Source organism: Bradyrhizobium sp. Y36, from assembly GCF_002531575.1.
In the GTDB taxonomy this organism is placed as follows: Bacteria; Pseudomonadota; Alphaproteobacteria; order Rhizobiales; family Xanthobacteraceae; genus Bradyrhizobium.
In genome coordinates this window covers 635,378-658,909 of sequence record NZ_NWTI01000001.1, presented here as the reverse complement: position 1 = coordinate 658,909, position 23,532 = coordinate 635,378, and the positions used below count along the sequence as shown (strand labels likewise).

The following is a 23,532-nucleotide window of genomic DNA, read 5'->3' as shown; positions in this document are numbered from 1 at the left end:
CGCGCATGTGATCCCGCCGGCTGTCCACATCGGGAATTAACCGCTACGCTGGCTGTTCTTCTTCGTGAACTGATACAATCGAATCATGGCCTCCGCTCCTGCACACATGTCCGAACTCGTCCGCGCGACCAGCGTGCGGCAGGTGCGGCTGGTCTGCGGCCTGATCCTGTTCTCCTACGTGATCAGCCATTTCCTCAACCATGCGCTCGGCAATATCTCGGTCGAGGCCATGGAGGCCGGGGTCTACTATCACACCGCGTTCTGGCAGTTCCTGCCGGTCGCGATCGTGTTCTACAGCGCCGCGCTCACCCATATGGGGCTCGGCATCTACGCGCTGTATCAGCGCCGCCAGTTCCGCTGGCGGACGATCGAGCCGCTGCAGCTCGTGCTGGGCCTCAGCATCCCCGCACTGGTCATGGCGCACGTGGTCGGGGTGCGGCTCGGCTATACCCTCTACGGTCATCAGAAGCTCTATCCGCAGGAGCTGTATCTGTTCTTCGTCGCCGCGCCCGGACGGCTGTGGCAGATGACGATCCTGCTGCTGGTCGCCTGGGTGCATGGCTGCATCGGCATCTTCTTCTGGCTGCGCCTCAAGCCGTTCTTCGTGCGCGCCGCGCCCTATCTGCTCGCTGCCGCCGTGCTGGTCCCGACGCTGTCGCTGCTCGGCATCTACCAGGGCGGTCGGAACGTCGCATTCGAAGCCGATGACGGCGAATGGCGCACGCACAATCTCACCCGTCGTCAGGTCGGCACCACGGCCGAGGCCGCGACGCTCGATCGCATCACCGGCGCGTTCACCGTCACCTATTTCGGGCTGCTGGGTCTGGCGCTGGCAGCGCGCGGCATGCGGGCCTGGCGCGAACGGCGCGGCGGCATGATCGCGCTGTCCTACGGCAACGGCAAGACGGTGCGGGTCCCCAAGGGCCTCTCCGTGCTGGAAGCGAGCCTGCGGCACAATCTGCCCCATGCTAGCGTCTGCGGCGGCCGCGCCCGCTGCTCGACCTGCCGCATCCGCGTCATCGGCGATCATGCCGTCCTGCCCGAGCCGTCGCAGCGCGAGGCCTTCGTGCTGACCCGCGTCGGCACCAACGATCCCTCGATCAGGCTGGCCTGCCAGCTGCGGCCGACCTCCGACCTCTCCTTCTTCCAGCTCTTCACGCCGCAGGCATCGTCGGCGAGCGCACACGCCTCGGCGCCGGCCAGCATCGGCCAGGAGCGCTATCTCGTCAGCCTGTTCGTGGACATGCGCGGCTCGACGCAGCTCGCCGAGAAGCGGCTGCCGTTCGACACCGTCTTCATCGTCAACCGCTTCCTCGGCGCGGTGTCGCAGGCCGTGATCGAGAATGGCGGCCAGCCGAACCAGTTCGTCGGCGACGGCATGCTGGCGCTGTTCGGGCTCACCGCCGATCCGCAAATCGCCTGTCGGCAGGCGCTGAAGGCGGCGAGCGGCATCGCCACCCATATCGACGAGCTGAACCAGCTCCTGAGCCACGATCTTCGCCAGCCGATCCGCTTCGGCATCGGCATTCACGGCGGCGAGGTCATCATCGGCGACATCGGCTATCGCGATCACATCGTCTTCACGGCGCTGGGCGATGCCGTCAACGTCGCCGCCCGCCTGCAGGACATGACCAAGACGCTGACCTGCGAGGCGATCGTCTCGGACGAGATCCGCAGCACGGCGGGCCTTGCCGACGATGCGCTGCCGCAACAGGAAGTCCCGATCCGCGGCCGCGACGAGCCGATGGCCGTGCGCGTGGTGGCAGACGCGCGGGAGCTGGCGGCGCTGGTGGATCGCAGGGAGCGCGTCGCGGCCTGATGTTCGCCTCTCCCCGCAAGCGGGGCGAGGGAGGACACCGCCGCCGCAGAGAGAACCTGGCCGCATGCATGCTCATGTAACACCGGCCTGCTGCAACGCAGCGGCATGGGCCTGCTGCGAAAGCACGAATTGACTTCGTCGAGATCGTTGCGACAGATGAGCGCGGGTCGGCGGTGATGACCGCAGGTCCGACGAAAAGCTCCCGGGAGGGGACCAGATGTTCGATCGACGCGACCTGCTCAAAGGAGCGGGCTTCGCCGCACTTGCGGCCACGCTGAATTCCACCAGGGCCTTGGCACTCGACACCGTCACGCTCCCGTTCGCCAATGGCGAACGGCCGCTGGTGAAATATCCGCAGAAGCGGCCGATGATCGGCCTCACCAGCCGGCCGCCGCAGCTCGAGACGCCGTTTGCGATCTTCAACGACGGCCCGATCACGCCAAACAACGCGTTCTTCGTGCGCTATCACCTCTCCGACCTGCCCTACAATCTCGACCCCGACAAGTTCACGCTCGAGGTCAAGGGCAAGGTCGACAAGCCGCTGAAGCTGTCGTTGAAGGACATCAGAAAGATGAAGGCGACGGAGATCGTCGCCGTCGCACAGTGCTCCGGCAACAGCCGCGGCTTCTTCGAGCCGCGCGTCGCCGGCGGCCAGCTCGCCAACGGCGCCATGGGCTGCGCGCGCTGGCGCGGCGTGCCGCTGAAGGCGGTGCTGGAGATGGCCGGCGTGCAGAGCGGCGCCAAGCAGGTCACGTTCAACGGCATGGACGGCCCTGTCAGCGACAAGACGCCTGACTTCGTCAAGGCGCTCGACATCGCGCACGCCAGCGACGGCGAGGTGATGCTGGCCTATGGCATGAACGGCGAGGATTTGCCGTTCCTCAACGGCTTTCCGCTGCGCCTGATCGTGCCCGGCTATTACGGCACCTACTGGGTCAAGCACCTCAACGAGATCACCGTCATCGACAATGTCTATGACGGCTTCTGGATGAAGTCGGCCTACCGCATCCCCGATACGCCCGACAATTCGATCGAGCCCGGCACCACGCCGAAGGCGACCATCCCGATCAACCGCTTGACCATCCGTTCCTTCATCACCAGCGTCCCTGACGGCGCCAAGCTCAAGGCCGGCCGCACGACGCTGCGCGGCATCGCCTTCGACGGCGGCAAGGGCATTCGGGAGGTCCAGGTCTCCACCGACGGCGGCAAGACCTGGGTCAGCGCCAAGCTCGGCAAGGATCTCGGCAAATACGCCTTCCGCGAATGGAAGCTGCCGGTGAAGCTCGCGGCGGGCAATGTCGAGCTCAAGGTGCGCGCCACCGGCAATGGCGGTGAGACGCAGCCGGACACGCCGCGCTGGAACCCGGCGGGTTATTTGCGCAACGTCGTCGAAACCGTTCGCGTCAGCGTGGCCTGAGGGAGAATGATCGTGCAGCGCACCGTTCTCCTCGCCATCACGCTTGCCCTCGCCACCGGCCTTGCGACCGTGACCGCGGCGCCCGTCAACTACCAGCTTCCGGACGAGGTCGCTGCGTTCAAGCCGGGCCCCGATCTCGAGGTCGTCAAGGGCAATTGCAGCGCCTGCCACTCGGCCGACTACATCAAGACGCAGCCGCCGATGAAGGACAAGAAAGGCTTCTGGCAGGCCGAGGTGACCAAGATGATCAAGGTCTATGGCGCGCCGATCAACGATGCCGATGTCGGCAAGATCGTCGATTATCTGGCCGCGACCTATTGACGGACGGGCATCGCGCTCGCTTACCCTCCCCTGGAGGGGGAGGGTCGCTACGCATGAAGCGCAGCGCAATGCGTAGCGGGGTGGGGTGACAGTCTCTCCGCCTCGAACGCTGCCCGTGTTGAGAGATCACCCCACCCCGCTCGCGCTGCGCGCGATCGACCACGGGCGAGCTACGCTCGTCCCGGACCCCTCCAGCGGAGGGTAAGGAAGAACGACGAGTCGATCTTTTCTCCGCAGTAGATCCGACGCGCTCCGGCCATTTGACCGCGAAACGGGCAAAACCGGCAAAAGCGCCGCGAAGTTGAGCGGAATTCGGCGAAATGCCGATGTGGTTTGAGCTACCAAGCCCGCCACATTCCGCGTATCCTGTTAGGACCGAACCGGCCGGTTGGCGGGGACTGGCGGTTCGAGATCTCGGAGGAAGACCCGCGGAGAAGTCGTGATGGCTAAAGGTACGGTCAAGTGGTTCAACCCGACGAAGGGTTATGGATTTATCCAGCCTGCGTCGGGGGGCAAGGATGTGTTCGTGCATATCTCGGCAGTGCAGAAGGCCGGTTTGTCCACGCTCAACGAGGGACAGACGGTGGAATACGAAGAGATCGCAAACCGGGGCAAAACCTCCGCAGAGAACCTCAAAGTTTAAGCCCGCCAGCCTTTTGCTGCCTCCCGGATCATCTCCGGGAGCGGGCCAAGAAAATTTCAGAAGACGGCCAGTGCATTCGACGACAGGCGTTGCGACTGCACAAGGATAGCTATTTTTCCTGAAAAACCGCTCGTTCGACGCCACAGCAATGACAATCGCGACGGCATTTCGTCAGCCCACCGGCAACGGTGCGTCGCGTTTGATCTCCTCCATCACCGCATAGGTCCGCGTCTCGCGCACGCCCGGCATCGCCAGCAGGGTCTCGCCGAGAAAGCGTCGATACGCCGCCATGTCGGCCAGCCGCGCCTTCACAAGATAGTCGAAGCCGCCGGCAACCATGTGACACTCCAGAACTTCGGGCGCGAGCTTCACCGCGCGCGCAAACCGCTCGAAATTATCGGGCGTGGTCTTGTCGAGCAGCACCTCGACGAACACCAGAAGACCGAGGCCCAGCCGATGCGGATTGAGCCGCGCGCCATAGCCCTCGACAAAACCCTCGCGCTGCAGGCGCTTCAGCCGCTCCCCGATCGAGGTCGGCGACAGCCCGATCCGCTCGGCGAGCTCGACATTGGCGATTCGCCCGTCTTCCTGAAGAATCGAGAGGATTTTCCGGTCGATTCGATCGAGTTCCATATTCTGTACGGCCATTAGGCTTCAGATCTTCATTTTCTAAGGCAAATCGATTAGATTGTCTATCGAACTACGGTCAAGCGGGCCTTATCCTGGATTTCAGACACAGGACACGCCAATGCCGAACATCCCGCCGCCCTTCACCGCCCCCTACGCCCCTGACGATGCCGAGATCGCCGCGCGCCTGTTGCCGGCCTCGGATCTGACCCCGCCGCAGGAGGCGCGGATCGACCGGACCGCAACCCGGCTGATCGAGGCCATCCGCAAGCGCGACGACCGGCTCGCAGGAAACCTTGGCGGCGTCGAGGACATGCTGCGGGAATTCGCGCTCTCGACCAAGGAGGGGCTCGCGCTGATGGTGCTGGCCGAGGCGCTGCTGCGCGTGCCGGATGCCCGCACCGCCGACCAGTTCATCGAGGACAAGCTCGGCGAAGGCGACTTCATCCACCACGAGACCAAGTCCACCGCGTTCCTGGTCAATGCCTCGGCGTGGGCGCTCGGTCTCTCTGCCCGTGTGATTCAGCCCGGCGAGACGCCCGACGGCACCATCGGACGCCTCGTGAAGCGGCTCGGCGCGCCGGCCGTGCGCACCGCGACGCGCCAGGCGATGCGGCTGATGGGCAATCATTTCGTGCTGGGCGAGACCATCGAGCAGGCGCTGGAACGGGGTAAGCCCCGCTCCGGTCAGAAGGCGCGCTATTCCTTCGACATGCTCGGCGAAGGCGCGCGTACGGCGGCGGATGCCAAGCGCTATTTCGATGCCTATGCCAGTGCGATCGAGACCATCGGCAAGGCTGCGGAGAGCAATCCCCTCCCCGACCGGCCCGGCATCTCCGTCAAGCTCTCGGCGCTGCATCCCCGCTTCGAGGCGATCAGCCGCGAGCGGGTGATGGCCGAGCTGGTGCCGCTCTTGCTGGACCTCGCGCAGCGCGCCAAGGCCCACGACCTCAACTTCACCGTCGATGCCGAGGAAGCCGACCGGCTGGAGCTGTCGCTCGACGTGATCGCGGCAACGCTCGCCGATCCCTCGCTTGCCGGCTGGGACGGATTTGGCCTCGCGATCCAGGCCTATCAGAAGCGCGCGAGCGCGGTGATCGACTATGTCGACGAACTCGCCCGCGCGCACGACCGCAAGCTGATGGTGCGCCTCGTCAAGGGCGCCTATTGGGACACCGAGATCAAGCGCGCGCAGGAGCGCGGGCTCGACGGCTATCCCGTGTTCACGCGCAAGGCGATGACGGATCTCAACTACGTCGCCTGCGCGACGAAGCTGCTGGCCTTGCGGCCGCGCATCTTCCCGCAATTCGCGACCCACAATGCGCTGACGATCGCGACCGTGCTGGAGCTTGCAGCCGATGGCGGCGGCTTCGAGTTCCAGCGCCTGCACGGCATGGGCGAAGCGCTGTACGAGCAATTGGCGAAAGATCATCCTGACATCGCCTACCGCACCTATGCGCCGGTCGGCAGCCATCGCGATCTGCTCGCCTATCTGGTGCGGCGTCTGCTGGAGAACGGCGCCAATTCCTCCTTCGTGGCGCAGGCCGCCGATTATCGCGTGCCGGTGCCCGCGCTGTTGCAGCGTCCGGCGGATGCGATCGTGCGGCCGCAAGCGGCGGCGCATCCCAAAATTCCCCTGCCGGGCGATCTGTTCGCGCCAGAGCGGCGCAATTCGCGCGGTGTCGAGTTCGGCGCACGCGAAGCGCTCGGCCGATTGCTGACCGGCGTGAAGGCCGAAGCCGCGGATCTCGAGCCCATCGCAGACGCAACGCCGGAGCAGGCCAATGCGGCCGTGGCAGCAAGCCGTGCCGGTTTCGCCGCCTGGAGCCGGACGCCGGCCGGAGCACGTGCGGCGGCGCTGGAGCAGGCCGCGCATCTGCTGGAGAGCCGCAGCGCCCGCTTCATCGCGCTGCTGCAAGCCGAGGGCGGCAAGACGCTCGACGATGCGCTGTCGGAGCTGCGCGAAGCCGCCGATTTCTGCCGCTATTATGCCGCGCAGGGCCGCAAGCTGTTCGGCAGCGAGGCCGCAATGCCGGGCCCGACCGGCGAGAGCAATGCGCTTGGCCTGCGCGGCCGCGGCGTCTTTGTCGCGATCTCGCCATGGAATTTTCCGCTGGCGATCTTTCTGGGACAGGTCACCGCGGCGCTGATGGCCGGCAATGGCGTGGTCGCAAAGCCCGCCGAGCAGACGCCGCGCATCGCGCGCGAAGCCGTCGCACTGCTGCATGAGGCCGGCATTCCCAGAAGCGCGCTGCATCTCGTCACCGGCGACGGTCGCATCGGCGCTGCGCTGACCGCGCATGCGGACGTCGCGGGGGTCGTCTTCACCGGCTCGACCGAGGTGGCGCGCTTGATCAACCGGACGCTTGCCGCCAAGGACGGGCCGATCGTGCCGCTGATCGCCGAGACCGGCGGCATCAACGCGATGATCGCCGATGCCACCGCGCTGCCCGAGCAGGTCGCCGACGACGTCGTCACCTCGGCCTTCCGCTCCGCCGGCCAGCGCTGCTCGGCGCTGCGGCTTTTGTTCGTGCAGGAGGACGTCGCCGACCGCATGATCGAGATGATCGCGGGCGCGGCGCGCGAGCTGAGAATCGGCGATCCCTCCGACGTCGCGACCCATGTCGGCCCGGTCATCGACCGGGAGGCCAAGCAGCGGCTCGATGCGCATGTCGCGCGGATGAAGACCGCGGCGAAGCTGCATTTTGCCGGCGCCGCGCCGGACGGCTGCTTCGTCGCGCCGCACATCTTCGAGCTCAGGGACGCCGGCCAGCTCACCGAGGAAGTGTTCGGCCCGATCCTGCATGTCGTGCGCTACCGCGCCGAAAACCTCGAGCGCGTGTTGCAGGCGATCGAGCGCACCGGCTACGGCCTCACCCTCGGAGTCCACTCCCGCATCGACGACACCATCGAGGGCATCATCGACCGCATGCAGGTCGGCAACATCTACGTCAACCGCAACATGATCGGCGCCGTGGTCGGCGTGCAGCCGTTCGGCGGCAATGGCCTGTCCGGAACCGGCCCGAAGGCTGGCGGCCCGCACTACCTCGCCCGGTTTGCGACCGAGCAGACGGTGACGATCAATACGGCCGCAGCCGGCGGCAACGCGGCGCTGCTTGCGGGGGAGGAGTGAGGCCCTGCGCCGGGCGCCGTTGCATCCCGCGGAAACATCGGTCTAATTGCTCCCATCAGTTGCCCGCGCCAATTCCAGCGCGCGGGAAACGACAAGAGCTAAGGGAGCGACGTCGCGATGGATAAGGGCATTTTTGCCGGCCTGAAGGTTCTGGACTGCGCGAGCTTCATCGCAGCGCCCGCGGCCGCGACCGTGCTGTCGGATTTCGGCGCCGATGTCATCAAGATCGAGCCGCCCGGGGCCGGCGATCCCTACCGCAATCTGCCGAACCTGCCGGGCTATCCCACCGGCGAGCACAATTTCGCCTGGCTGCTGGAAGCGCGCAACAAGAAGAGCATCGCGCTCGACCTCGCCAAGCCCGAGGCGCAGGCCGTGCTCTACAAGCTGGTGAAGGAAGCCGACGTCTTCATCACCAACATGCCGCCGCCGGTGCGCGCCAAGCTCGGCATCACCTATGACCATCTCGCTCATCTCAACGACCGGCTGATCTACGCGTCCTTCACCGGCTATGGCGAAAAGGGCGAGGAAGCCAACAAGCCCGGTTTCGACAGCAACGCCTATTGGGCACGCTCCGGCCTGATGGACCTGGTCCGCGCCGACACCGACACGACCCCAGCCCGCTCGGTCGCCGGCATGGGCGACCATCCCTGCGCCATGGCGTTCTACGGTGCCATCGTCACCGCGCTGTATCAGCGCGAGAAGACCGGCAAGGGCTCGCATGTCGCCTCCAACCTGATGGCCAACGGGGTGTGGGCCGCGAGCGTGCTGGCGCAGGCCAAGCTCTGCGGCGCCAAGTTCGGCGAGCGCCGCCCGCGCGAGCGCGCGCTCAATGCGGTCGCCAATCACTACCAGTGCAGGGACGGCCGCTGGCTGATCCTGTCGCTCCTGAACGAGGAGAAGCAGTTTCCGACGCTGGCCAAGTGCCTCGGACGCGAGGACCTGATCAACGACCCGCGCTTCGCCACCAAAGCGGACCGGCACGCCCGCTCGGTGGAGCTGATCAAGATCCTGGACGAGACCTTCGCCACCCGGGATCTCGCCGAATGGCGCAGGATTCTCGACGGCAGCGGCCTCGTGTTCGGTGTCGTCGCCATTCTGGACGACATTCCGAACGACAAGCAGATGCTCGACAACGAAGTGCTGGTGCCGTTCGAGAACGACACCATGCTCACCATCAACAGCCCGATCTGGATCGACGGCGCCAAGAAGGTCCAGCCGCGCAAGCCGCCCGCGGTCGGCGAGCACAGTGACGAGATTTTGCGCGGGGCGGGATACGACGAGGCGGCGATCAAACAGCTGCGGGGGTCGGGCGCGGTGGGTTAGGAGCGCGCCTCACACCCCGCCGTCATCCCGGGCGCGCAAAGCGCTGGTCCGGGCAGCGGAGACGCATTGCTGGATTGCTTCGCTGGGCTCGCAATGATGACGCCAGACGATGTAGCTTCATCGCCAACGTCCCGTCCCGCGAGGTCTCATGCCCAACTACCGCCTGCACTACTTCCCCGAATCCGGCAACAGCTACAAGCTGGCGCTGATGCTGACGCTTTGCGGTGAGAGGTTCGAGCCGGTCTGGACCGATTTCGGCGGCGGCGTCACGCGCACGGCGGAGTGGCGCAAGGCCGTCAACGAGATGGGCGAGATTCCCGTGCTCGAGGTCGACGGCGTGAAGATGACGCAGACCGCGCCGCTGCTGCTCAAGCTCGCCGAGCAGTACGGCCGCTTCGGCGCCGAGACCGAGGATGAAAAGTTCGAGCTGCTGCGCTGGCTGTTCTGGGACAACCACAAGCTCACCGGCTACATGGCGACTTATCGCTTCATGCGCGCCTTCACCGAGAAGAACGACCCGCAGGTGTTGAAGCATTTCCGTCGCCGGCTCGAGGACTTTCTCGGCATTCTCGACGGGCATCTCCAGCACAACGCCTTCGCGATCGGCGCGAAGGCGACGGTCGCCGACATCTCGATGATGGCCTATCTGCACTATCCCAGCGACGAGCACGGCTTCGATTTCCGAACGAGCCATCCCGCCGTTCACGCCTGGCTGGGCCGGATGGCCGCGCTGCCCGGCTGGAAGCCGGCCTATGAATTGCTGCCGGGTAAGCGGATGACCAACTACGCGAAGTGAGGCTACTTCAACGACAGCCAGCCGAGCGTGAACAAGATCCCGCCGATAATGACGGCCATCGCGACCGCCCAGATGCTGACGCGGGTGCTGCCAAGGACCTGCTTGGCTTCCTCATTGCGCGCGATCTCGCGATTGCGCTCCTTGTTGGCTTCGCTGGTGTCCGTCATGGGTCATCCAAATCGCTTGTAGGCTCAACGCGTCTTGATGAAGCACATGCCGATGCGGCGTGAGGCCGCGGCGGCCTGACAGGTGAGACCGTTAGCACAGTTCCATGACGTAAAACTCTTGTCCGGCGTTCCCGATCCCTCGTCCGGCAAAGAACAATGCGCGCCCCAGCCGTCCTGGTACTCGCTTCCGGCTAGCTCGCTTCTGCCGCGGGTCTGCGGCCGGCTGGCAAATCCGCGAGAAAAATCAGGACGTTTGCCTGCGGCAAACGCGGTCAGGATGTCACGGCGGCGGAGCTGGTCGCCGAGGAAGTGCGGCGAAGCCGGCACGATGGTCGAATTGGACGGCTTGTCCGCCAGCCAGTCGACACCGGGGAAATGGAAGCCGCCGATGCCGCGGGTCTGGTGGCAGCCGGCGCAGGTCACGTCGTTGAGGCGGCGCTGGAATCCCGCGACCGAGCGGATGTTCATCATGTCCCCGCGCGCGGCGGCCCGCTTCAGCGCGCCGACCACGTCCTGATCGGTGAAGACCGGCCCGCCGCCCTCGCCTTTTCCCTCGCCTTGCATCATGCCGAACGCCGGCTGGGCTGGGGAGGCATCGAGGCCGGCGGGTGTCGGCACCACCGCGGCCCTCGCCAAAAACTTCTCCGGGACCAGCACCGTGCCGCGATCGAACTCGCGCAGGTTTTCGGGTGCGAGCAGCCAGTCCCTGAAATCGCGCCGAAGCCCATCGTCGGCGAGGATGCGGTCGCGGTCGATCTGGTTCTCCAGCACCGCTTCCGCGAACGTCTTCGTGGCCGCGTCGTACTTGAACACCTTGAGCAGATAGTCGGAGCGGAAGTCGTGCAACGCCGATTTCGCTGCGACCGATATCTGGATGTTGGTCTCGATGCGATCGAGCATCGCGTCGTCGCGACCGCCGATCAGCTCCTGCCAGTTGCCGTTGTCGAGCCAGCGGCGCGCAATCTCGGCGCAGCTGATCGGCTTGCCGTTCGCGTCTGTCTGGCGTGCATCGCGCGCCTTCATCACCAGATTGAACGTCATCGGCAGCCGCGACGCGGACTTGCCGCCGTCGAAGCGCGCCAGACGATAGATCAGCCGGATCTCGCCGCAGGATTCCTCGCCGACATAAGCGCGGTCCATGCGGTTGACGATGCCGGCGAGCACGAAACGGGTGTCGGGGGAATTCAGGTTGGCCCGATCGAACAGCTGCACGTCAAAGCCTTCGCCGACGCCGATGGTCTCGGTGGGCCAGGCTGCCTTCTGCCGCGCAATGTAGCGGTCGAACTCCGCGTCGATCGCCGGCGGAATGTCCTTGAGTTGCGGCAGCGACGCGAACAGCCGGTCGGTGGTCAGCCGGCCATCGGCCTCACGCTCCGGCGCCACCAGGCGCGAGATCGCGAGGACATCGCCTTCGTCGAGCTTGCGCAACAGATCGGGATCGGTGATGGCCGTGCCGCGCGTCAGCTGCGCGGTCTCCGCCGCCGACAGCGAGGCGGCGCCGCCGAACAGCAGGGCGGCAGCAATGAGAATTCGCAACGCGCGGTTCATGCCTGAGGTAACACCGCGCGGGCACGCCTATTCAAGCAAAAAGGCGCTTCACGGTGTGGTGAAGCGCCTCTTCGAAATCCGGATATCGAACGCTCAGCGCGCGGTGATCAGCCCCTTGCTGGTGACGACGACCCAGCGGCCGTCCTGGCGGCGGATCGCGTCGACACGGCCAACGCCGGGGATGGGATCGCCGGGATAGACCTCATAGAGGCCGTCACGGCCCTCGATCAGCGCACCGCCATTGGCAGCGTTGCGCAGCCGCCAGCCCTCGATCGTCGGCATGCGGCCGACCTCGGTCTTGGGGGCGGCGGCCACTGGGGCCGACGCGGCAGCGGTTGCAACCTGCTGGGCAGGCGCAATCGAGCCGGTGGTCTCCTTCGCGGGCGCTGCCGCGGCGGCCTGCGCGGGAGCGGCCGGCGGCGTGGCGCGGAGCTTGTCGACGGTCTCGGACAGTTTTGCGATCCGGGCCATCGGCTCGGCCTGCGCCTTCTCGAGCTTGTCGAGGCGGTCATTGGCCCGATTGAACTGGCCGACACCGGTCTTCGTGCTGTGCTCGACATTGGCCTTCAGCGCGACGAGATCGGCATCGATCCGCGCGACCGAGGCATCGAGCGCACTGGTGTCGGCGACCTGCACCGGCGCCTGGGCCGGGCTTGCGAAGTGCATCATGCCGGCGGTTGCGAGCGCGCCGCTGATCGCACCGACGCTGGCGGCAATCGCCACCACCGCGGCCATGGCCGAGAGGCGGCGCTTGCTGCCGGCCTCGCGCGGTTCATCCGCCTTCACATGCGGGGCGAAATCCTCGCGGTCCCAAGTGCCGTTACGCGACCGGTCCGAGGGCGCCATGACGATAAGCTTGCCGGGCTTTGCTTCGGCCGTGGCTTCGGCTTTGGGCTCAGCCTTGGCTTCGATTTTCGGGACCTCGATCTTCGGCGGCTCGATCTTCACCGGATCGGGCTTGGGCGGCGCCTCGTGGTCAGGCGCGATCGAGGGGGCATCGATCGCAGCAGCCTCGACAGCCTGCGGCGCGGTCGTCCCGGCTTCGACGACGCTCTTATCCTGGGCAGCCTGCTCAGCCATGGGTTCGCTCACAGTTCAAATACTCCGCTCTGGATTGACCTTTTGGTAACTTTCATTGCTTGCGAAATCCTTACCTTGGGACCCGCTTACCGAAATTTTAGGGAGTTATCCGGGGCCGAATTGAGCCGGGAAGGTGGAACCGGTGTGGCGGGCGTGAAACAATTTGTAATCGGGACAAGATGAACGGCGGCGGAATGGGCCTCGTCATTGCGCGCGCAGCGACTTGTCCGCCGAAGCCTTTGGCGAAGGCGAAAGCAATCCAGGATCTTTCCGCAGACGCAGCCGGGATTGCTTCGTCGCAACGGCTCCTCGCAATGACGGCAGAGGCAACTCACCCCACATCACAGTCCGTCACATCACCACGGGCGCATCCGGCAGCTCGTTCGCATGCGGGCCCTGCGGCGGGAAATGCCGTGCCAGCTCGCGCGACACCGCTTCGATGCCGGCGATGACGCCGCGCTCGAACTGGTTTGACCTGAACTCCGCCTCCATCGCGCGGCAGATGCTCTCCCAGCCTGCGGCCCCCACCTTCGCGTCGATGCCGCGATCGGCGATGATCTCGACGTCGCGGTCGGCGAGCAGGAGATAGATCAGGACACCGTTATTGTGTGCGGTGTCCCAGATGCGCAGGTGCGAGAACACGTCGAGTGCGCGCGCCCGCGCCGGCTGGTTGCTGAACAGGGGGCGACCGTCGAGCGCGCCCTCGACGACGAAGCGGACCTGGCCGGAATGGCTGGCTTCGCCACGCGCGATGGCCTGTTCGATGCGAGCGAGCACGGCTTGCGGAAAGATCTGCTTCGCCCGCCAATGATGCTGCACCAGATGTCTGGCAATGCGCTTGATGCCCATGACCGCTACCAGCTCCCCGAGGCGCCGCCGCCGCCAAAACTGCCGCCACCGCCACTGAAGCTGCCGCTGTCGCTGCTGCTCGACGATCCGCTGCTCCAGCCACCCGACGAAGAGCCGCTCGACCAGGTGCCGCCGCGCGAGCGGCCCGTGCCCGGCGTGATCGCCGAAAACAGATCGGCGACGAATCCGATGATGAAGCCGAGGCCGCCCAGCGCGAGGGCGAGCCCGAACGAGCCGAGAATGAACCAGGTCAGCGTCGCGATGATGCCCCCTGTCGCCAGCGATCCGAGCAGCCGTCCCAGCATGGCGCGGATGGCGCCGCCGATGCCCACCGAGACGAACAGCGTGACGATGAACAGCGGAGCGAGATCGTCGAGACTGCCGAAATTCACGGTCGGAGAGGGAACCGGTAGCGGCTCGCCGTCGATCACCTTGATGATGCGATCGACGCCGTCAGCGATGCCGCCGGCGAAATCGCCGCTCCTGAATTTGGGCGTGATGATTTCGTCGATGATCCGCCGCGCGGTGACGTCGGTGAGCGCGCCTTCCAGGCCATAGCCGACCTCGATGCGCAAATGCCGGTCGTTCTTGGCAACCACCAGGATCGCGCCGTCGTCGATCTTCTTGCGGCCGATCTTCCAGGCCTCCGCGACGCGGATCGAGAACTGCTCGATCGTCTCCGGTAGCGTGGTCGGCACGATCAGAACGGCGATCTGGCTACCCTTGCGCGTCTCGAAGTCGCGCAGCTTTTGCGACAGCGAGGCGATGTCGCTGCTGGAGAGCGTGCCGGTCTGATCGACGACGCGGCCGGTGAGCTCTGGCACGGCGACGTCGGCGGAGGCGGGGAACGCGAGGGTGAGGAAGAGTGCGAATACGATAATCGCACGCCACACATTCGCTGTCATCGCCCGCGAAGGCAGGCGATCCAGTATTCCAGAGGCCGCAGTGCTTGAGCCGTGAAGCCGCGGCGTACTGGATTCCCCGCCTGCGCGGGGAATGACAGTGGTGGGTGGGGTTTGGCGCATTCGCAAGACGGCGCGCGCTTACTTCGACGGCGCAGGCGCCGGATTGAAATCGACCTTCGGCGCAGTCGAGATCTCCTTCTCGTTTGCGACCGAGAAGTTCGGCTTCTCCTTGTAGCCGAACATCATCGCCGTGAGGTTGCTGGGGAAGGAGCGGATGGTGACGTTATAGTCCTGCACCGACTTGATGTAGCGGTTGCGCGCCACGGTGATGCGATTCTCGGTGCCCTCGAGCTGCGACATCAGATCCTTGAACAAGGCGTCGGACTTGAGCTGCGGATAGTTTTCAGTCACCACCAGGAGCCGCGACAGCGCGCTCGAGAGCTCGCCCTGGGCCGCCTGGAACTTCTGGAAGGCGGCCGGATCGTTCAGCACCTCGGGCGTTGCCTGGATGCTGCCGACCTTGGCGCGCGCATTGGTGACGCCGAGCAGCACGTCTTTCTCCTGCTGGGCAAAACCCTTCACCGAGTTGACGAGGTTGGGCACGAGATCGGCCCGGCGCTGATACTGGTTCACGACCTCGGACCAGTTCGCCTTGATCTGCTCGTCCTCGCTCTGGATCGCGTTGTAGCCGCAATTGGTGAGGCTCAGCGAGGCCAGCGCCGCCAGCACGGTCAGGATCTTGCGCATCTCATTTCTCCCGGTGGAATCCGGCGCAAACTACCAGATGGGACCCGCAAGACGCCAGCTTCAGAATGTCATTCCGGGGCGATGCGCAGCATCGAACCCGGAATCTCGAGATTCGGGGTTCGCTTCGCGCCCCGGAATGACGGCGACAAACAGTTGCGCACCGCTGCCCCAGCCGGCTGACGCAAGCCTCTTGCCTATCCCTGACCGACATAGTCAACTCGAGGAAACAATAAGACAGAGTACCGGGGGGAACGCGATGACCTCGTTCGAGACCATCCTCGTGGAGCGGCCCGAGCCTGACATCACCCGGGTCGTGATGAACCGGCCCGAGGCGCGCAACGCACAGAACCTGCAGATGACCTACGACCTCAACGCCGCCTTCGACGCGGCGGTGCAGGACGATGCGGTCAAGGTCATCATCCTTGCCGGTAACGGCCCGCATTTCTCCTCGGGCCATGATCTTCGCCCCGGCGGCAAGAACGCGGCCGGCGTCGATTTCCCGCCGATCGGAAATTGGGGCGGCTTTGCGGAAGCCAACGCGCACGGCCGCTTCGCGCGCGAGCAGGAAATTTATCTCCAGATCACGCGGCGCTGGCGCAATCTGGCAAAGCCGACCATCGCCGAAGTCCATGGCAAATGCATCGCGGGCGGCTTGATGCTGGCCTGGGCCTGCGACCTCATCGTCGCCAGCGACGATGCGCAATTCTGCGACCCCGTCGTCACCATGGGCGTTTGCGGCGTCGAATGGTTCGTGCATCCCTGGGAGCTCGGCCCGCGCAAGGCCAAGGAGCTGCTGTTCACCGCCGACAGCTGGAGCGCGCAGGAGGCGCACCAGCTCGGCATGGTCAATCAGGTCGTGCCGCGCGCGGAACTATCGTCGCGCGTGCTGGAGCTGGCGCGCCGGATCGCGACAAAGCCGTCCTTCGCGCTGAAGATGACCAAGGAGGCGGTGAACCGCTCGGTCGACGTGATGGGCCAGCCCGCCGCGATCGACCAGGCCTTTGCGCTGCATCAGCTCTGTCACGCCCACAATCTTCAGGAGTTCGGCATGGTGGTCGATCCATCCGGACTGCATCCCTCCGTGCGCAAGCCGCCGGCGGCCGCGGAGTAGAACCATGGACCTCAATCTCAGTGACGAGCAGAAACTGCTGCGCGAGAGCGCGGAGCGTTTCGTGGCCGGCAGCTACAATGCCGATCATCGCCGCAAGATGGCGAACGATCCGCTCGGCTTCAGCCCTGCGGTGTGGAAGCAGTTTGCCGAGCTCGGCTGGCTGGCGCTGCCCATTCCCGAGGAGTTCGACGGGCTCGGCGGCGGCGCGGTCGAGATCGGCATCCTGATGGAAGCGTTCGGCCGCGGACTGGTGTCGGAGCCCTATGTCGCGACCGTGGTGCTTGGAGCGGCGCTGGTCGACAGATGCGGCAGCAAGGAGCAGAAGCAGGCGCGCCTGCCGAAGGTCGCGGACGGCACGTTGAAGCTCGCCTTCGCGCATTCCGAGCGCGCGGCACGCTTCGATCTCGCCAAGGTCGCGACATCGGCGACGAAGACGGCGCAGGGCTGGCGCCTGTCCGGCAGCAAGATCGCGGTGCTCGACGGCCACGCCGCCGATGAGATCATCGTCTCCGCGCTTATCCACGACCATCACGGGCCTTCGGGGCGGATCGGCCTGTTCGTGGTCCCGGCGACCGCGCCGGGCCTCGCGATCTCAGACTACGCGCGCCTGGGCGGCGGGCGCGCCTGCAACATTGAACTCTCGGACGTGCATCTGCCCGAGGATGCGCTGCTCGGGGACGGTCACGACGTGCTGCCTGCGATCGAATGGGCCGTCGACCGTGCCATGGCCGCGCTCGGCGCGGAGGCCGTCGGCATCATGCAGACGCTGCTCGACACGACGCTCGACTACACCAAGATCAGAAAACAGTTCGGCCGGCCACTCTCGGCCAACCAGGTGATCCGCCACCGCCTCGCCGACATGGCGATGCAGGTGGACGAGGCGCGCTCGATGGCGCTGCGGGCTGCACTGAAGGCGGACAGCCCGCCGACCGAGCGGGCTCGGGCCGCGTCAGGCGCGAAGGCCAAGATCGGCAAATGCGCCCGCTTCGTCGGCGAGCAGTCGATCCAGCTTCACGGCGGCATGGGCGTCACCGAGGAGCTCGAAGTCGGCGCCTATTTCAAGCGCCTCGTCGCCTTCGACACGCTGTTCGGCGGCAGCGCGCATCACTATGCCCGCCATGCCGAGCTTGGCCGCAAAGCCTGACACCGGGAGAGCCTCATGGACCTCAATTTCAATGCCGAGGAGCGCGCCTTCCAGAGCGAGGTGCGCGGCTTCATTGCCAAAAATCTCACCGAGGAGATGAAGCGCGCGACCGCGCTGACGCCGTCGGTGTTCTCCGACCCCGACATCGGCATGGCCTGGCAACGCGCGCTGCATGCCAATGGCTGGGGCGCGCCGGGCTGGCCGGTCGAGCATGGCGGCCCGGCGTGGACGCCGGCGCAGCGCTGGATCTTCGAGACCGAATGCGCGCGGGCCGGCGTGCCCAATGTGAACGTGATGGGCGTGAAGATGGTCGGGCCCGTCATCATAGGTTTCGGCAGTCCCGAGCAGAAGAACTTCTATCTGCCGCGAATCCTCTCCGGCGAGGATTATTGGTGCCAGGGCTATTCCGAGCCGGGCTCCGGCTCCGATCTCTCCTCGCTGAAGACGCGCGCGGTGCGCGACGGCGACGACTACATCATCAACGGCACCAAGATCTGGACCACGCATGCCCATCACGCCAACCGCATGTTCGCGCTGGTGCGCACCAGTGACGGGCCGCGGCAGCAGGACGGCATCAGCTTCATCCTGATCGACATGAAGACGCCGGGCATCACGACGCGCCCGATCCTCACCATCGGCGGCGATCACGAGGTCAACCAGGTGTTCTTCGACGACGTCCGCGTGCCCGTCGCCAACCGCGTTGGTGAGGAAGGCAAGGGCTGGACCTACGGCAAATATCTGCTCGAGTTCGAGCGCGGCTCCGGCATCGCCTCGGCCAAGCTCCGCGAGGGGCTGAAGGCGATCTCCGATCTCGCCGAATCCGATCTGACCGGCCGCGCCATCGACAGTCCCGATATCGCCTCGCGCATCTCCGAGGTCGAGGTCGACATCGACGCGCTGGAGATGACCGAGCTGCGCGTGCTCTCGGCGCTGCAGACGGGTCAAAATCCCGGCGCGGTCTCGTCGATCCTGAAGCTGCGCAACAGCGAGATCCGCCAGGCCGTGACGCGCCTCGGCGTCGACGTGATCGGCCACGACGCCCTCGCCGTCGAGCCGATGCGCCCGCTCTACAAGCTCAACCACGAGCCGGCCATCCCTGAGGAGATGCTGACGGTGGTGCCGGAATATCTCAACGGCCGTGCCTACACGATCTTCGGCGGCACCTCGGAGATCCAGCGCGATATCATCGCGAAGATGATGCTGGGGATTTGAGTCTTGTAGCCCGGATGGAGCACAGCGCAATCCGGGACGGTGTTTCCGCGAGGCAGCGGCCCCGGATTTCGCTGCGCTCCATCCGGGCTACCGCGCCGAGCAATTAGCTCGCCTTCGCGTCCCGGATCGCCTGCCAGATCTTCTGCGGCGTCAGCGGGGTGTTCAGCTGGGTGATGCCGAGTTCGGCGAGCGCATCCATCACGCCGTTGGTGACGCAAGGAGGGCCGCCGATGGCGCCGGATTCGCCGCAGCCCTTGGCGCCGAGCGGGTTGGTGCGGCAGGGCGCGGAATCGTCCAGCGTCACCACGATCGGCGGCACGTCGTCGGCGCGCGGGATGCAATAGTCCTGGTAGCTCGCGGTCAGCAGCTGGCCGTCGGCATCGTAGGACACGCCCTCATACAGCGCCTGGCCGATGCCCTGCGCGACGCCGCCATGGATCTGGCCGGTGACGAGCATCGGGTTCACGGCCACGCCAACGTCGTCGACGGTGGTGTAGCGCACGACCTTGGAGACGCCGGTCTCCGGGTCGATCTCGACCTCGCAGATATGCGTGCCGTTCGGCCAGCTCGGGCCGTCCACCTCGCCTTCGGAATCGACGCTGAGCTTGGCGCCGCCTTCCTTCTCGGCGAGATCGAACAGGCTGATGCGGCGGTCGGTGCCGACCACGGTCAGCATGCCGCCCTGGTACTCGATGTCCTCGACCGAGGTCTCCAGCACGTTCGCCGCCTTCTCGCGCGCCTTCTGGATCAGATCATTGGAGGAGACCGCGACCGCCGTGCCGCCGACGAACAGCGAGCGCGAGCCGACGCTGCCGAAGCCCATGGCCAGATCGGTGTCGCCCTGGACCACGTCGATCTTGTCCATGGCAATGCCGAGCGTGTCGGAGATCATCTGGGTGTACGTGGTCTGCAGCCCCTGCCCCATCGCCATGGTGCCGGAATGCAGCACGACGCGCCCTTGCGAGGTCGCGTGCAGGCTGACCTTCTCGGTGTGGGCACGGCCGCCGGTCCATTCGATGTAGGAGGTGAGACCGCGGCCGTAGAGCAGGCCCTTCTTCTTCGCCGCCTTCTTGCGCGCGGCAAAGCCGTCCCAGTCGGCGAGCTTCACGGCGCGGTCGAGCATGTGCGCGAAGGCGCCGGAATCGTAGACCTGGCCGGCCGCATTGGTGTAGGGCAGCTGCGCCGGCTTGATGTAGTTGGCTTTCCGGATCGCGCGCGGATCCATGCCGATCTTGCGGGCCGCCGCGTCGAACAGGCGCTCGACGATGAAGACCGCCTCGGGGCGGCCGGCGCCGCGATAGGCCCCGACCGGCGCGGTGTGCGTCATCACCGACTGCACCTCGAAATGCACCAGGGGCAGATCATAGACGCCGGTCTGCACGAACGGTCCGAGCACCAGCGGGATGATGTTCGCCGCACCCGAGGAATAGGCGCCGGTGCAGCCGATCGACTTGACGCGATAGGCCAGCACCTTGCCCTTCTCGTCGAGCGCGAAGGAGGCGGTCGAGGTGAGATCGCGGCCATGGGTGCCGCCGACGAACTCGTCGGTGCGGTCGCCGCGCCAGCGGATCTTCTTGTTCAGCTTGGTCGCGGCGTAAGCGACGATGCCGTCCTCGGGATAGAGGTTGGTCTTCTGGCCAAACCCGCCGCCGATGTCGCCGACCAGCACGCGCACGCTGTCCTTCGGGCGCTTCAGCACGGCCTCCGCCAGCACGTCGCGGGTCGAGGCCGGGGTCTGCGACTGCACGTGCAGCAGGAGACGGCCGGTCTTCTTGTCGATCTCGGCAATGGTCGAGCGCGGCTCCATCGCCGACGGCACGAGGCGCTGGCTGACAATGTCGAGCTCGACCGTGTGCGCGGCCTTGGCGAAGGCTTCGTCCGCCTTGGCGGCGTCGCCGTAAGACATCGCGCCGACGATGTTGTCGGGCGCCTCCGGCCACACCACGGGCGCGCCGGGCTTCACGGCCTCGACGGGATCGACCACCGCGGGCTGCACGTCGTATTCGATCACGATCGCTTCAGCCGCGCTCTGGGCCTCCGCGCGCGTGGCGGCCACGACGGCCGCCACGGCCTCGCCGGCATAGCGCACGATCTCGTGGGCGAGCAGCCGGCGCGGCGGCACGGTCATCGGCTTGCCGTCGGGGCGCTTGAAGATGCTCAGCGTCGGGATGCTGCCGATGTCGTCCTTGACGAGGTCCGCTCCGGTGTAGATCGCGGTGACACCGGGCATCGACGCCGCGGCGCTGGTGTCGATCGAGACGATCTTCGCATGCGCATGCGGCGAGCGCAGCACGTGCAACCACAGCGCGCCGTCGGCCGGCTTGTCGTCGATGAATTGCCCCTTCCCGGTCAGCAGCCGCTGGTCTTCCAAACGCTTGACGGGCTGCCCCGCTCCGAAACGCAAATTGCCGGGAAGAATATTCATTCCGTGGGATCCTCAGGGTCTTTTCGAAACTGCGGGCAGCCTTTTAGCGGATCGACCTTGGGCTTGCCAGCCACGGTTTTGGGCGGGATATGCACGGATTCGGCATGCCGCCCGTCAAATCCGCGATTTCGTAGGGTGGGCAAAGGCGCATTTGCGCCGTGCCCACGATCTTTTAGACGTCGAGAAAAGTCGTGGGCACGCTTCGCTTTGCCCACCCTACGGAAGCTACGCCAGCTCCCCCAGCGCCGCTTCCACCACCTTGCGCGCCTCGGCCGTCAGCGGGGCCTGCGGCGGGATGGGGTCGCCGACGTCGTAGCCCTGGATCGACAGCCCCGCCTTGATGCAGGCGGCGAGATTGAAGCGGGCGAAGGCTTCGTTGATGCGCCAGAGCCGGCGCTGCAGCGCCATGGCCTCGTCCCAGCGGCCTGCCTTGCCGAGCTCGTAGAGCGCGACACTCTGGCGCGGGATGATGCAGGCAGGTCCCGCCATCCAGCCCAGCCCGCCGATCAGCATCACCGCGGCCGGGATGTGGGCGGAGGCCGAGAACACGCGCAAGGAATCGCCGCAGCGATTCATGATCGAGAGCAGCCGGCCGGTGTTGGTCGAGGCGTCCTTGATGTAGCCGATGCGCGGATGCTCGGCGAGGCGCGCGATGACGTCGAGGGTGAGATCGGAGCGCTGGAATTGCGGATTGGTGTAGATGACGACGGGAATATCGACGGCATCGGCGATGGCGCGGAAGTAGGATTCGACCTGGGCATCGGCGAGTGGGAAATAGGCCTCCAGGATCGCCAGGATGCCGTTGGCACCACAGTTCTGATAGGCCTTCGCCTGCGCCACCGCATCCGCCGTCGAGGTGGAGGCGACGCCCGCGACGACAGGCACGCGGCCCTTCGCGGCCTCGATCGTGGTCTGCACGATCGCGGTGCGTTGCGCGGCATTGAGATAGGCGAACTCGCCGGTCGAGCCCAGCGGCGTCAGCCCGTGCACGCCGGCGCCGATCAGATCGTCGCAGAGCTTTGCGAGCACGTTCGTTCGCACCGCGCCGTCGGCATCGACGGGCGAGACGAGATAGGGAAAGACGCCGTGGAATTCGGTCATGTCGATGAGGACCCCGGAGCGCTGGTTCGCGTCTGAGGGGTCTTAGCAACGCTCGCGCCTGCGATCAAATCCGGAGCAGCCGAACCCGCGTGCCCCAGGGATCGACGGCCTCCACGCCATTGGCGAGCGCCGTCACCTGCGCGCCGCCCTTGCGCAGGCGCTGCTCCTGGGCGGCGAGGATGTCAGGCTTTTCCGTCACCAGCGAAAACCAGGCGAGGCCCGTCATCTGATCGTCGCGCTGGCCGGCGCCCTGGCTCTGCCACACGTTCATGCCGAGGTGGTGATGGTAGCGGCCCGACGACAGGAACGCCGCGCCGTTGCGGCTGCGGGTGGGATCGAGACCGATCGCGCCATGATAGAAGCTGCCGGCCTGCGCGAGATCGCCGACGCGCAGATGCATGTGGCCGATGCGCAGGCCCTCCGGCGCCCCGGCATAATCGGGCACGCGCGTATTGGTCAGCGACAGCAGGTCGGGGATGTTGAGCTCGTCCGTTGCCATCTTCACGCTGCCCTCGCTCCACTGCCATTGCGAGGGATCGCGATCGGCATAGACCTCGATGCCGTTGCCTTCGGGATCGTCGAGATACACGGATTCGCTGACGAGGTGATCGGCGAAGCCCGACAGCTTCACGCGATGCGAAGCGGCGTGGACCAGCCAGCGCGCGAGGTCCTTGCGGGTCGGCATCAGGAACGCCGTGTGATAGAGGCCGGCGGAATTGCGCGGCTCGATCGCCGCATCGGGCCGCGCCTCAAGCACCAGCAGGGTGACGCCTGACGTGCCGAGCTTCGCCGCATTCGCCGAACGTTCCATCACGGTGAGGCCGATGACGTCGCGGTAGTAGCCGGCGACCGCATCGAGGTTCTTCACCCGCAGCGTCACCATGCCGACCCGCATCGGCGTGCGGCTGGCATAGGTCGGCCCGCCCCCCTGCGGCACGCCCTCGGCTCGCGCCGCAGCCGCGGCCGCCATCGCGAGCGACGTCGCGCCGGCGAGGTGGAGCAGAGTGCGGCGGGTGAGGTCGATGGTCATCGGTCGAGGCTCGCTGAAATCCGTGGGGCCATGGAGGCGCAATTTCGGGATAGCTACACGTTCCCGTGAGGCACTCCCAATCACATGTTCGTCGGCCGTGGTCCTCCGGGGCGTGGTCCGGTCCTGACCACCCG

20 protein-coding genes are annotated in these 23,532 nt (G+C 66.1%); 10 read left to right on the top strand and 10 right to left on the bottom strand.

Features of this window, described 5'->3' with window-relative positions; all coding sequences use genetic code 11:
• Positions 1 to 85: 85 nt before the first annotated feature.
• From CO669_RS03170 to CO669_RS03155, 4 genes are all read left to right on the top strand, one after another.
• Positions 86 to 1,819 carry an adenylate/guanylate cyclase domain-containing protein gene (locus CO669_RS03170; RefSeq protein WP_097657709.1) on the top strand — a complete coding sequence of 578 codons (1,734 nt, stop codon included), beginning with the start codon at positions 86 to 88 and terminating at the stop codon, positions 1,817 to 1,819.
• 217 nt (positions 1,820 to 2,036) lie between these two features.
• The gene (sorA, locus tag CO669_RS03165; protein ID WP_097657708.1) at positions 2,037 to 3,236 is read left to right on the top strand and encodes a SorA family sulfite dehydrogenase catalytic subunit; all 1,200 of its coding nucleotides are present in this window, start codon (positions 2,037 to 2,039) and stop codon (positions 3,234 to 3,236) included.
• Positions 3,237 to 3,242: 6 nt separating this feature from the next.
• A complete protein-coding gene (gene sorB / locus CO669_RS03160) occupies positions 3,243 to 3,557 on the top strand; it encodes a SorB family sulfite dehydrogenase c-type cytochrome subunit (RefSeq protein WP_097657707.1) in 315 nt (104 codons plus the stop codon).
• A gap of 442 nt (positions 3,558 to 3,999) precedes the next feature.
• Positions 4,000 to 4,200, top strand: a complete 201-nt coding sequence (locus tag CO669_RS03155; protein WP_008563500.1) for a cold-shock protein — start codon at positions 4,000 to 4,002, stop codon at positions 4,198 to 4,200.
• Positions 4,201 to 4,371: 171 nt separating this feature from the next.
• On the opposite strand, the gene CO669_RS03150 is transcribed toward CO669_RS03155, so the two are convergent.
• On the bottom strand, positions 4,372 to 4,833 hold the full coding sequence (locus CO669_RS03150) for an Lrp/AsnC ligand binding domain-containing protein (RefSeq protein WP_097657706.1): 462 nt from the start codon (positions 4,831 to 4,833) through the stop codon (positions 4,372 to 4,374).
• Between the two features lie 115 nt (positions 4,834 to 4,948).
• Here CO669_RS03150 and putA point away from each other — a divergent pair, with 115 nt between their 5' ends.
• The 3 genes from putA (at position 4,949) to CO669_RS03135 (ending at position 10,079) form a co-directional block, all read left to right on the top strand.
• Positions 4,949 to 7,960 carry a bifunctional proline dehydrogenase/L-glutamate gamma-semialdehyde dehydrogenase PutA gene (putA, locus tag CO669_RS03145; RefSeq protein ID WP_097657705.1) on the top strand — a complete coding sequence of 1,004 codons (3,012 nt, stop codon included), beginning with the start codon at positions 4,949 to 4,951 and terminating at the stop codon, positions 7,958 to 7,960.
• 117 nt (positions 7,961 to 8,077) lie between these two features.
• On the top strand, positions 8,078 to 9,283 hold the full coding sequence (locus CO669_RS03140; RefSeq protein ID WP_097657704.1) for a CaiB/BaiF CoA transferase family protein: 1,206 nt from the start codon (positions 8,078 to 8,080) through the stop codon (positions 9,281 to 9,283).
• A 148-nt stretch (positions 9,284 to 9,431) separates the two neighbouring features.
• A complete protein-coding gene (locus CO669_RS03135) occupies positions 9,432 to 10,079 on the top strand; it encodes a glutathione S-transferase family protein (protein ID WP_097657703.1) in 648 nt (215 codons plus the stop codon).
• A 2-nt stretch (positions 10,080 to 10,081) separates the two neighbouring features.
• Here CO669_RS03135 and CO669_RS35860 read toward each other — a convergent pair whose 3' ends face one another.
• From CO669_RS35860 to CO669_RS03110, 6 genes are all read right to left on the bottom strand, one after another.
• Positions 10,082 to 10,246, bottom strand: a complete 165-nt coding sequence (locus CO669_RS35860) for a hypothetical protein (RefSeq protein WP_198963792.1) — start codon at positions 10,244 to 10,246, stop codon at positions 10,082 to 10,084.
• Positions 10,247 to 10,270: 24 nt separating this feature from the next.
• Positions 10,271 to 11,794, bottom strand: a complete 1,524-nt coding sequence (locus tag CO669_RS03130) for a hypothetical protein (protein ID WP_097657702.1) — start codon at positions 11,792 to 11,794, stop codon at positions 10,271 to 10,273.
• Between the two features lie 93 nt (positions 11,795 to 11,887).
• Positions 11,888 to 12,874 (bottom strand): hypothetical protein, encoded by a 987-nt coding sequence (locus tag CO669_RS03125; RefSeq protein ID WP_198963791.1) that lies wholly within the window; start codon positions 12,872 to 12,874, stop codon positions 11,888 to 11,890.
• 351 nt (positions 12,875 to 13,225) lie between these two features.
• A complete protein-coding gene (locus tag CO669_RS03120; RefSeq protein WP_097657700.1) occupies positions 13,226 to 13,723 on the bottom strand; it encodes a TPM domain-containing protein in 498 nt (165 codons plus the stop codon).
• Positions 13,724 to 13,728: 5 nt separating this feature from the next.
• Positions 13,729 to 14,628, bottom strand: a complete 900-nt coding sequence (locus CO669_RS03115; RefSeq protein ID WP_198963790.1) for a TPM domain-containing protein — start codon at positions 14,626 to 14,628, stop codon at positions 13,729 to 13,731.
• A 138-nt stretch (positions 14,629 to 14,766) separates the two neighbouring features.
• Complete coding sequence (locus tag CO669_RS03110) at positions 14,767 to 15,375, bottom strand: LemA family protein (RefSeq protein WP_063197001.1); 609 nt, start codon at positions 15,373 to 15,375, stop codon at positions 14,767 to 14,769.
• A gap of 256 nt (positions 15,376 to 15,631) precedes the next feature.
• Between CO669_RS03110 and CO669_RS03105 the strand changes: the two genes are divergently transcribed.
• From CO669_RS03105 to CO669_RS03095, 3 genes are read left to right on the top strand one after another with little or no spacing between them, the layout of a single operon-like run.
• Entirely contained in the window at positions 15,632 to 16,486 is an 855-nt protein-coding gene (locus tag CO669_RS03105) for an enoyl-CoA hydratase (RefSeq protein WP_198963789.1), read from the top strand.
• Positions 16,487 to 16,490: 4 nt separating this feature from the next.
• Complete coding sequence (locus tag CO669_RS03100; protein ID WP_097657697.1) at positions 16,491 to 17,630, top strand: acyl-CoA dehydrogenase family protein; 1,140 nt, start codon at positions 16,491 to 16,493, stop codon at positions 17,628 to 17,630.
• 15 nt (positions 17,631 to 17,645) lie between these two features.
• A complete protein-coding gene (locus tag CO669_RS03095; RefSeq protein WP_097657696.1) occupies positions 17,646 to 18,842 on the top strand; it encodes an acyl-CoA dehydrogenase family protein in 1,197 nt (398 codons plus the stop codon).
• Positions 18,843 to 18,945: 103 nt separating this feature from the next.
• On the opposite strand, the gene CO669_RS03090 is transcribed toward CO669_RS03095, so the two are convergent.
• The 3 genes from CO669_RS03090 to CO669_RS03080 all read right to left on the bottom strand — a co-directional run bounded on the left by CO669_RS03090 (position 18,946) and on the right by CO669_RS03080 (position 23,398).
• Positions 18,946 to 21,267 (bottom strand): xanthine dehydrogenase family protein molybdopterin-binding subunit, encoded by a 2,322-nt coding sequence (locus CO669_RS03090; protein WP_097657695.1) that lies wholly within the window; start codon positions 21,265 to 21,267, stop codon positions 18,946 to 18,948.
• Positions 21,268 to 21,492: 225 nt separating this feature from the next.
• Positions 21,493 to 22,368, bottom strand: coding sequence for a dihydrodipicolinate synthase family protein (locus CO669_RS03085; RefSeq protein WP_097657694.1), 876 nt, complete (start codon positions 22,366 to 22,368; stop codon positions 21,493 to 21,495).
• 64 nt (positions 22,369 to 22,432) lie between these two features.
• Positions 22,433 to 23,398, bottom strand: a complete 966-nt coding sequence (locus CO669_RS03080) for a VOC family protein (protein ID WP_097657693.1) — start codon at positions 23,396 to 23,398, stop codon at positions 22,433 to 22,435.
• Positions 23,399 to 23,532 lie beyond the last annotated feature (134 nt).

What these genes read in the sequence shown, in the direction of transcription:
- CO669_RS03115 (WP_198963790.1), bottom strand. Translation starts at nt 14,628, where the DNA reads ATGACAGCGAATGTGTGGCGTGCGATTATCGTATTCGCACTCTTCCTC.
- CO669_RS03095 (WP_097657696.1), top strand. Translation starts at nt 17,646, where the DNA reads ATGGACCTCAATTTCAATGCCGAGGAGCGCGCCTTCCAGAGCGAGGTG.
- CO669_RS03085 (WP_097657694.1), bottom strand. Translation starts at nt 22,368, where the DNA reads ATGACCGAATTCCACGGCGTCTTTCCCTATCTCGTCTCGCCCGTCGAT.
- CO669_RS03110 (WP_063197001.1), bottom strand. Translation starts at nt 15,375, where the DNA reads ATGCGCAAGATCCTGACCGTGCTGGCGGCGCTGGCCTCGCTGAGCCTC.
- CO669_RS03105 (WP_198963789.1), top strand. Translation starts at nt 15,632, where the DNA reads ATGACCTCGTTCGAGACCATCCTCGTGGAGCGGCCCGAGCCTGACATC.
- CO669_RS03135 (WP_097657703.1), top strand. Translation starts at nt 9,432, where the DNA reads ATGCCCAACTACCGCCTGCACTACTTCCCCGAATCCGGCAACAGCTAC.
- CO669_RS03120 (WP_097657700.1), bottom strand. Translation starts at nt 13,723, where the DNA reads ATGGGCATCAAGCGCATTGCCAGACATCTGGTGCAGCATCATTGGCGG.
- sorA (WP_097657708.1), top strand. Translation starts at nt 2,037, where the DNA reads ATGTTCGATCGACGCGACCTGCTCAAAGGAGCGGGCTTCGCCGCACTT.
- CO669_RS03170 (WP_097657709.1), top strand. Translation starts at nt 86, where the DNA reads ATGGCCTCCGCTCCTGCACACATGTCCGAACTCGTCCGCGCGACCAGC.
- CO669_RS03130 (WP_097657702.1), bottom strand. Translation starts at nt 11,794, where the DNA reads ATGAACCGCGCGTTGCGAATTCTCATTGCTGCCGCCCTGCTGTTCGGC.
- putA (WP_097657705.1), top strand. Translation starts at nt 4,949, where the DNA reads ATGCCGAACATCCCGCCGCCCTTCACCGCCCCCTACGCCCCTGACGAT.
- CO669_RS03090 (WP_097657695.1), bottom strand. Translation starts at nt 21,267, where the DNA reads ATGAATATTCTTCCCGGCAATTTGCGTTTCGGAGCGGGGCAGCCCGTC.
- CO669_RS03100 (WP_097657697.1), top strand. Translation starts at nt 16,491, where the DNA reads ATGGACCTCAATCTCAGTGACGAGCAGAAACTGCTGCGCGAGAGCGCG.
- CO669_RS35860 (WP_198963792.1), bottom strand. Translation starts at nt 10,246, where the DNA reads ATGACGGACACCAGCGAAGCCAACAAGGAGCGCAATCGCGAGATCGCG.
- sorB (WP_097657707.1), top strand. Translation starts at nt 3,243, where the DNA reads ATGATCGTGCAGCGCACCGTTCTCCTCGCCATCACGCTTGCCCTCGCC.
- CO669_RS03150 (WP_097657706.1), bottom strand. Translation starts at nt 4,833, where the DNA reads ATGGAACTCGATCGAATCGACCGGAAAATCCTCTCGATTCTTCAGGAA.
- CO669_RS03125 (WP_198963791.1), bottom strand. Translation starts at nt 12,874, where the DNA reads ATGGCTGAGCAGGCTGCCCAGGATAAGAGCGTCGTCGAAGCCGGGACG.
- CO669_RS03155 (WP_008563500.1), top strand. Translation starts at nt 4,000, where the DNA reads ATGGCTAAAGGTACGGTCAAGTGGTTCAACCCGACGAAGGGTTATGGA.
- CO669_RS03080 (WP_097657693.1), bottom strand. Translation starts at nt 23,398, where the DNA reads ATGACCATCGACCTCACCCGCCGCACTCTGCTCCACCTCGCCGGCGCG.
- CO669_RS03140 (WP_097657704.1), top strand. Translation starts at nt 8,078, where the DNA reads ATGGATAAGGGCATTTTTGCCGGCCTGAAGGTTCTGGACTGCGCGAGC.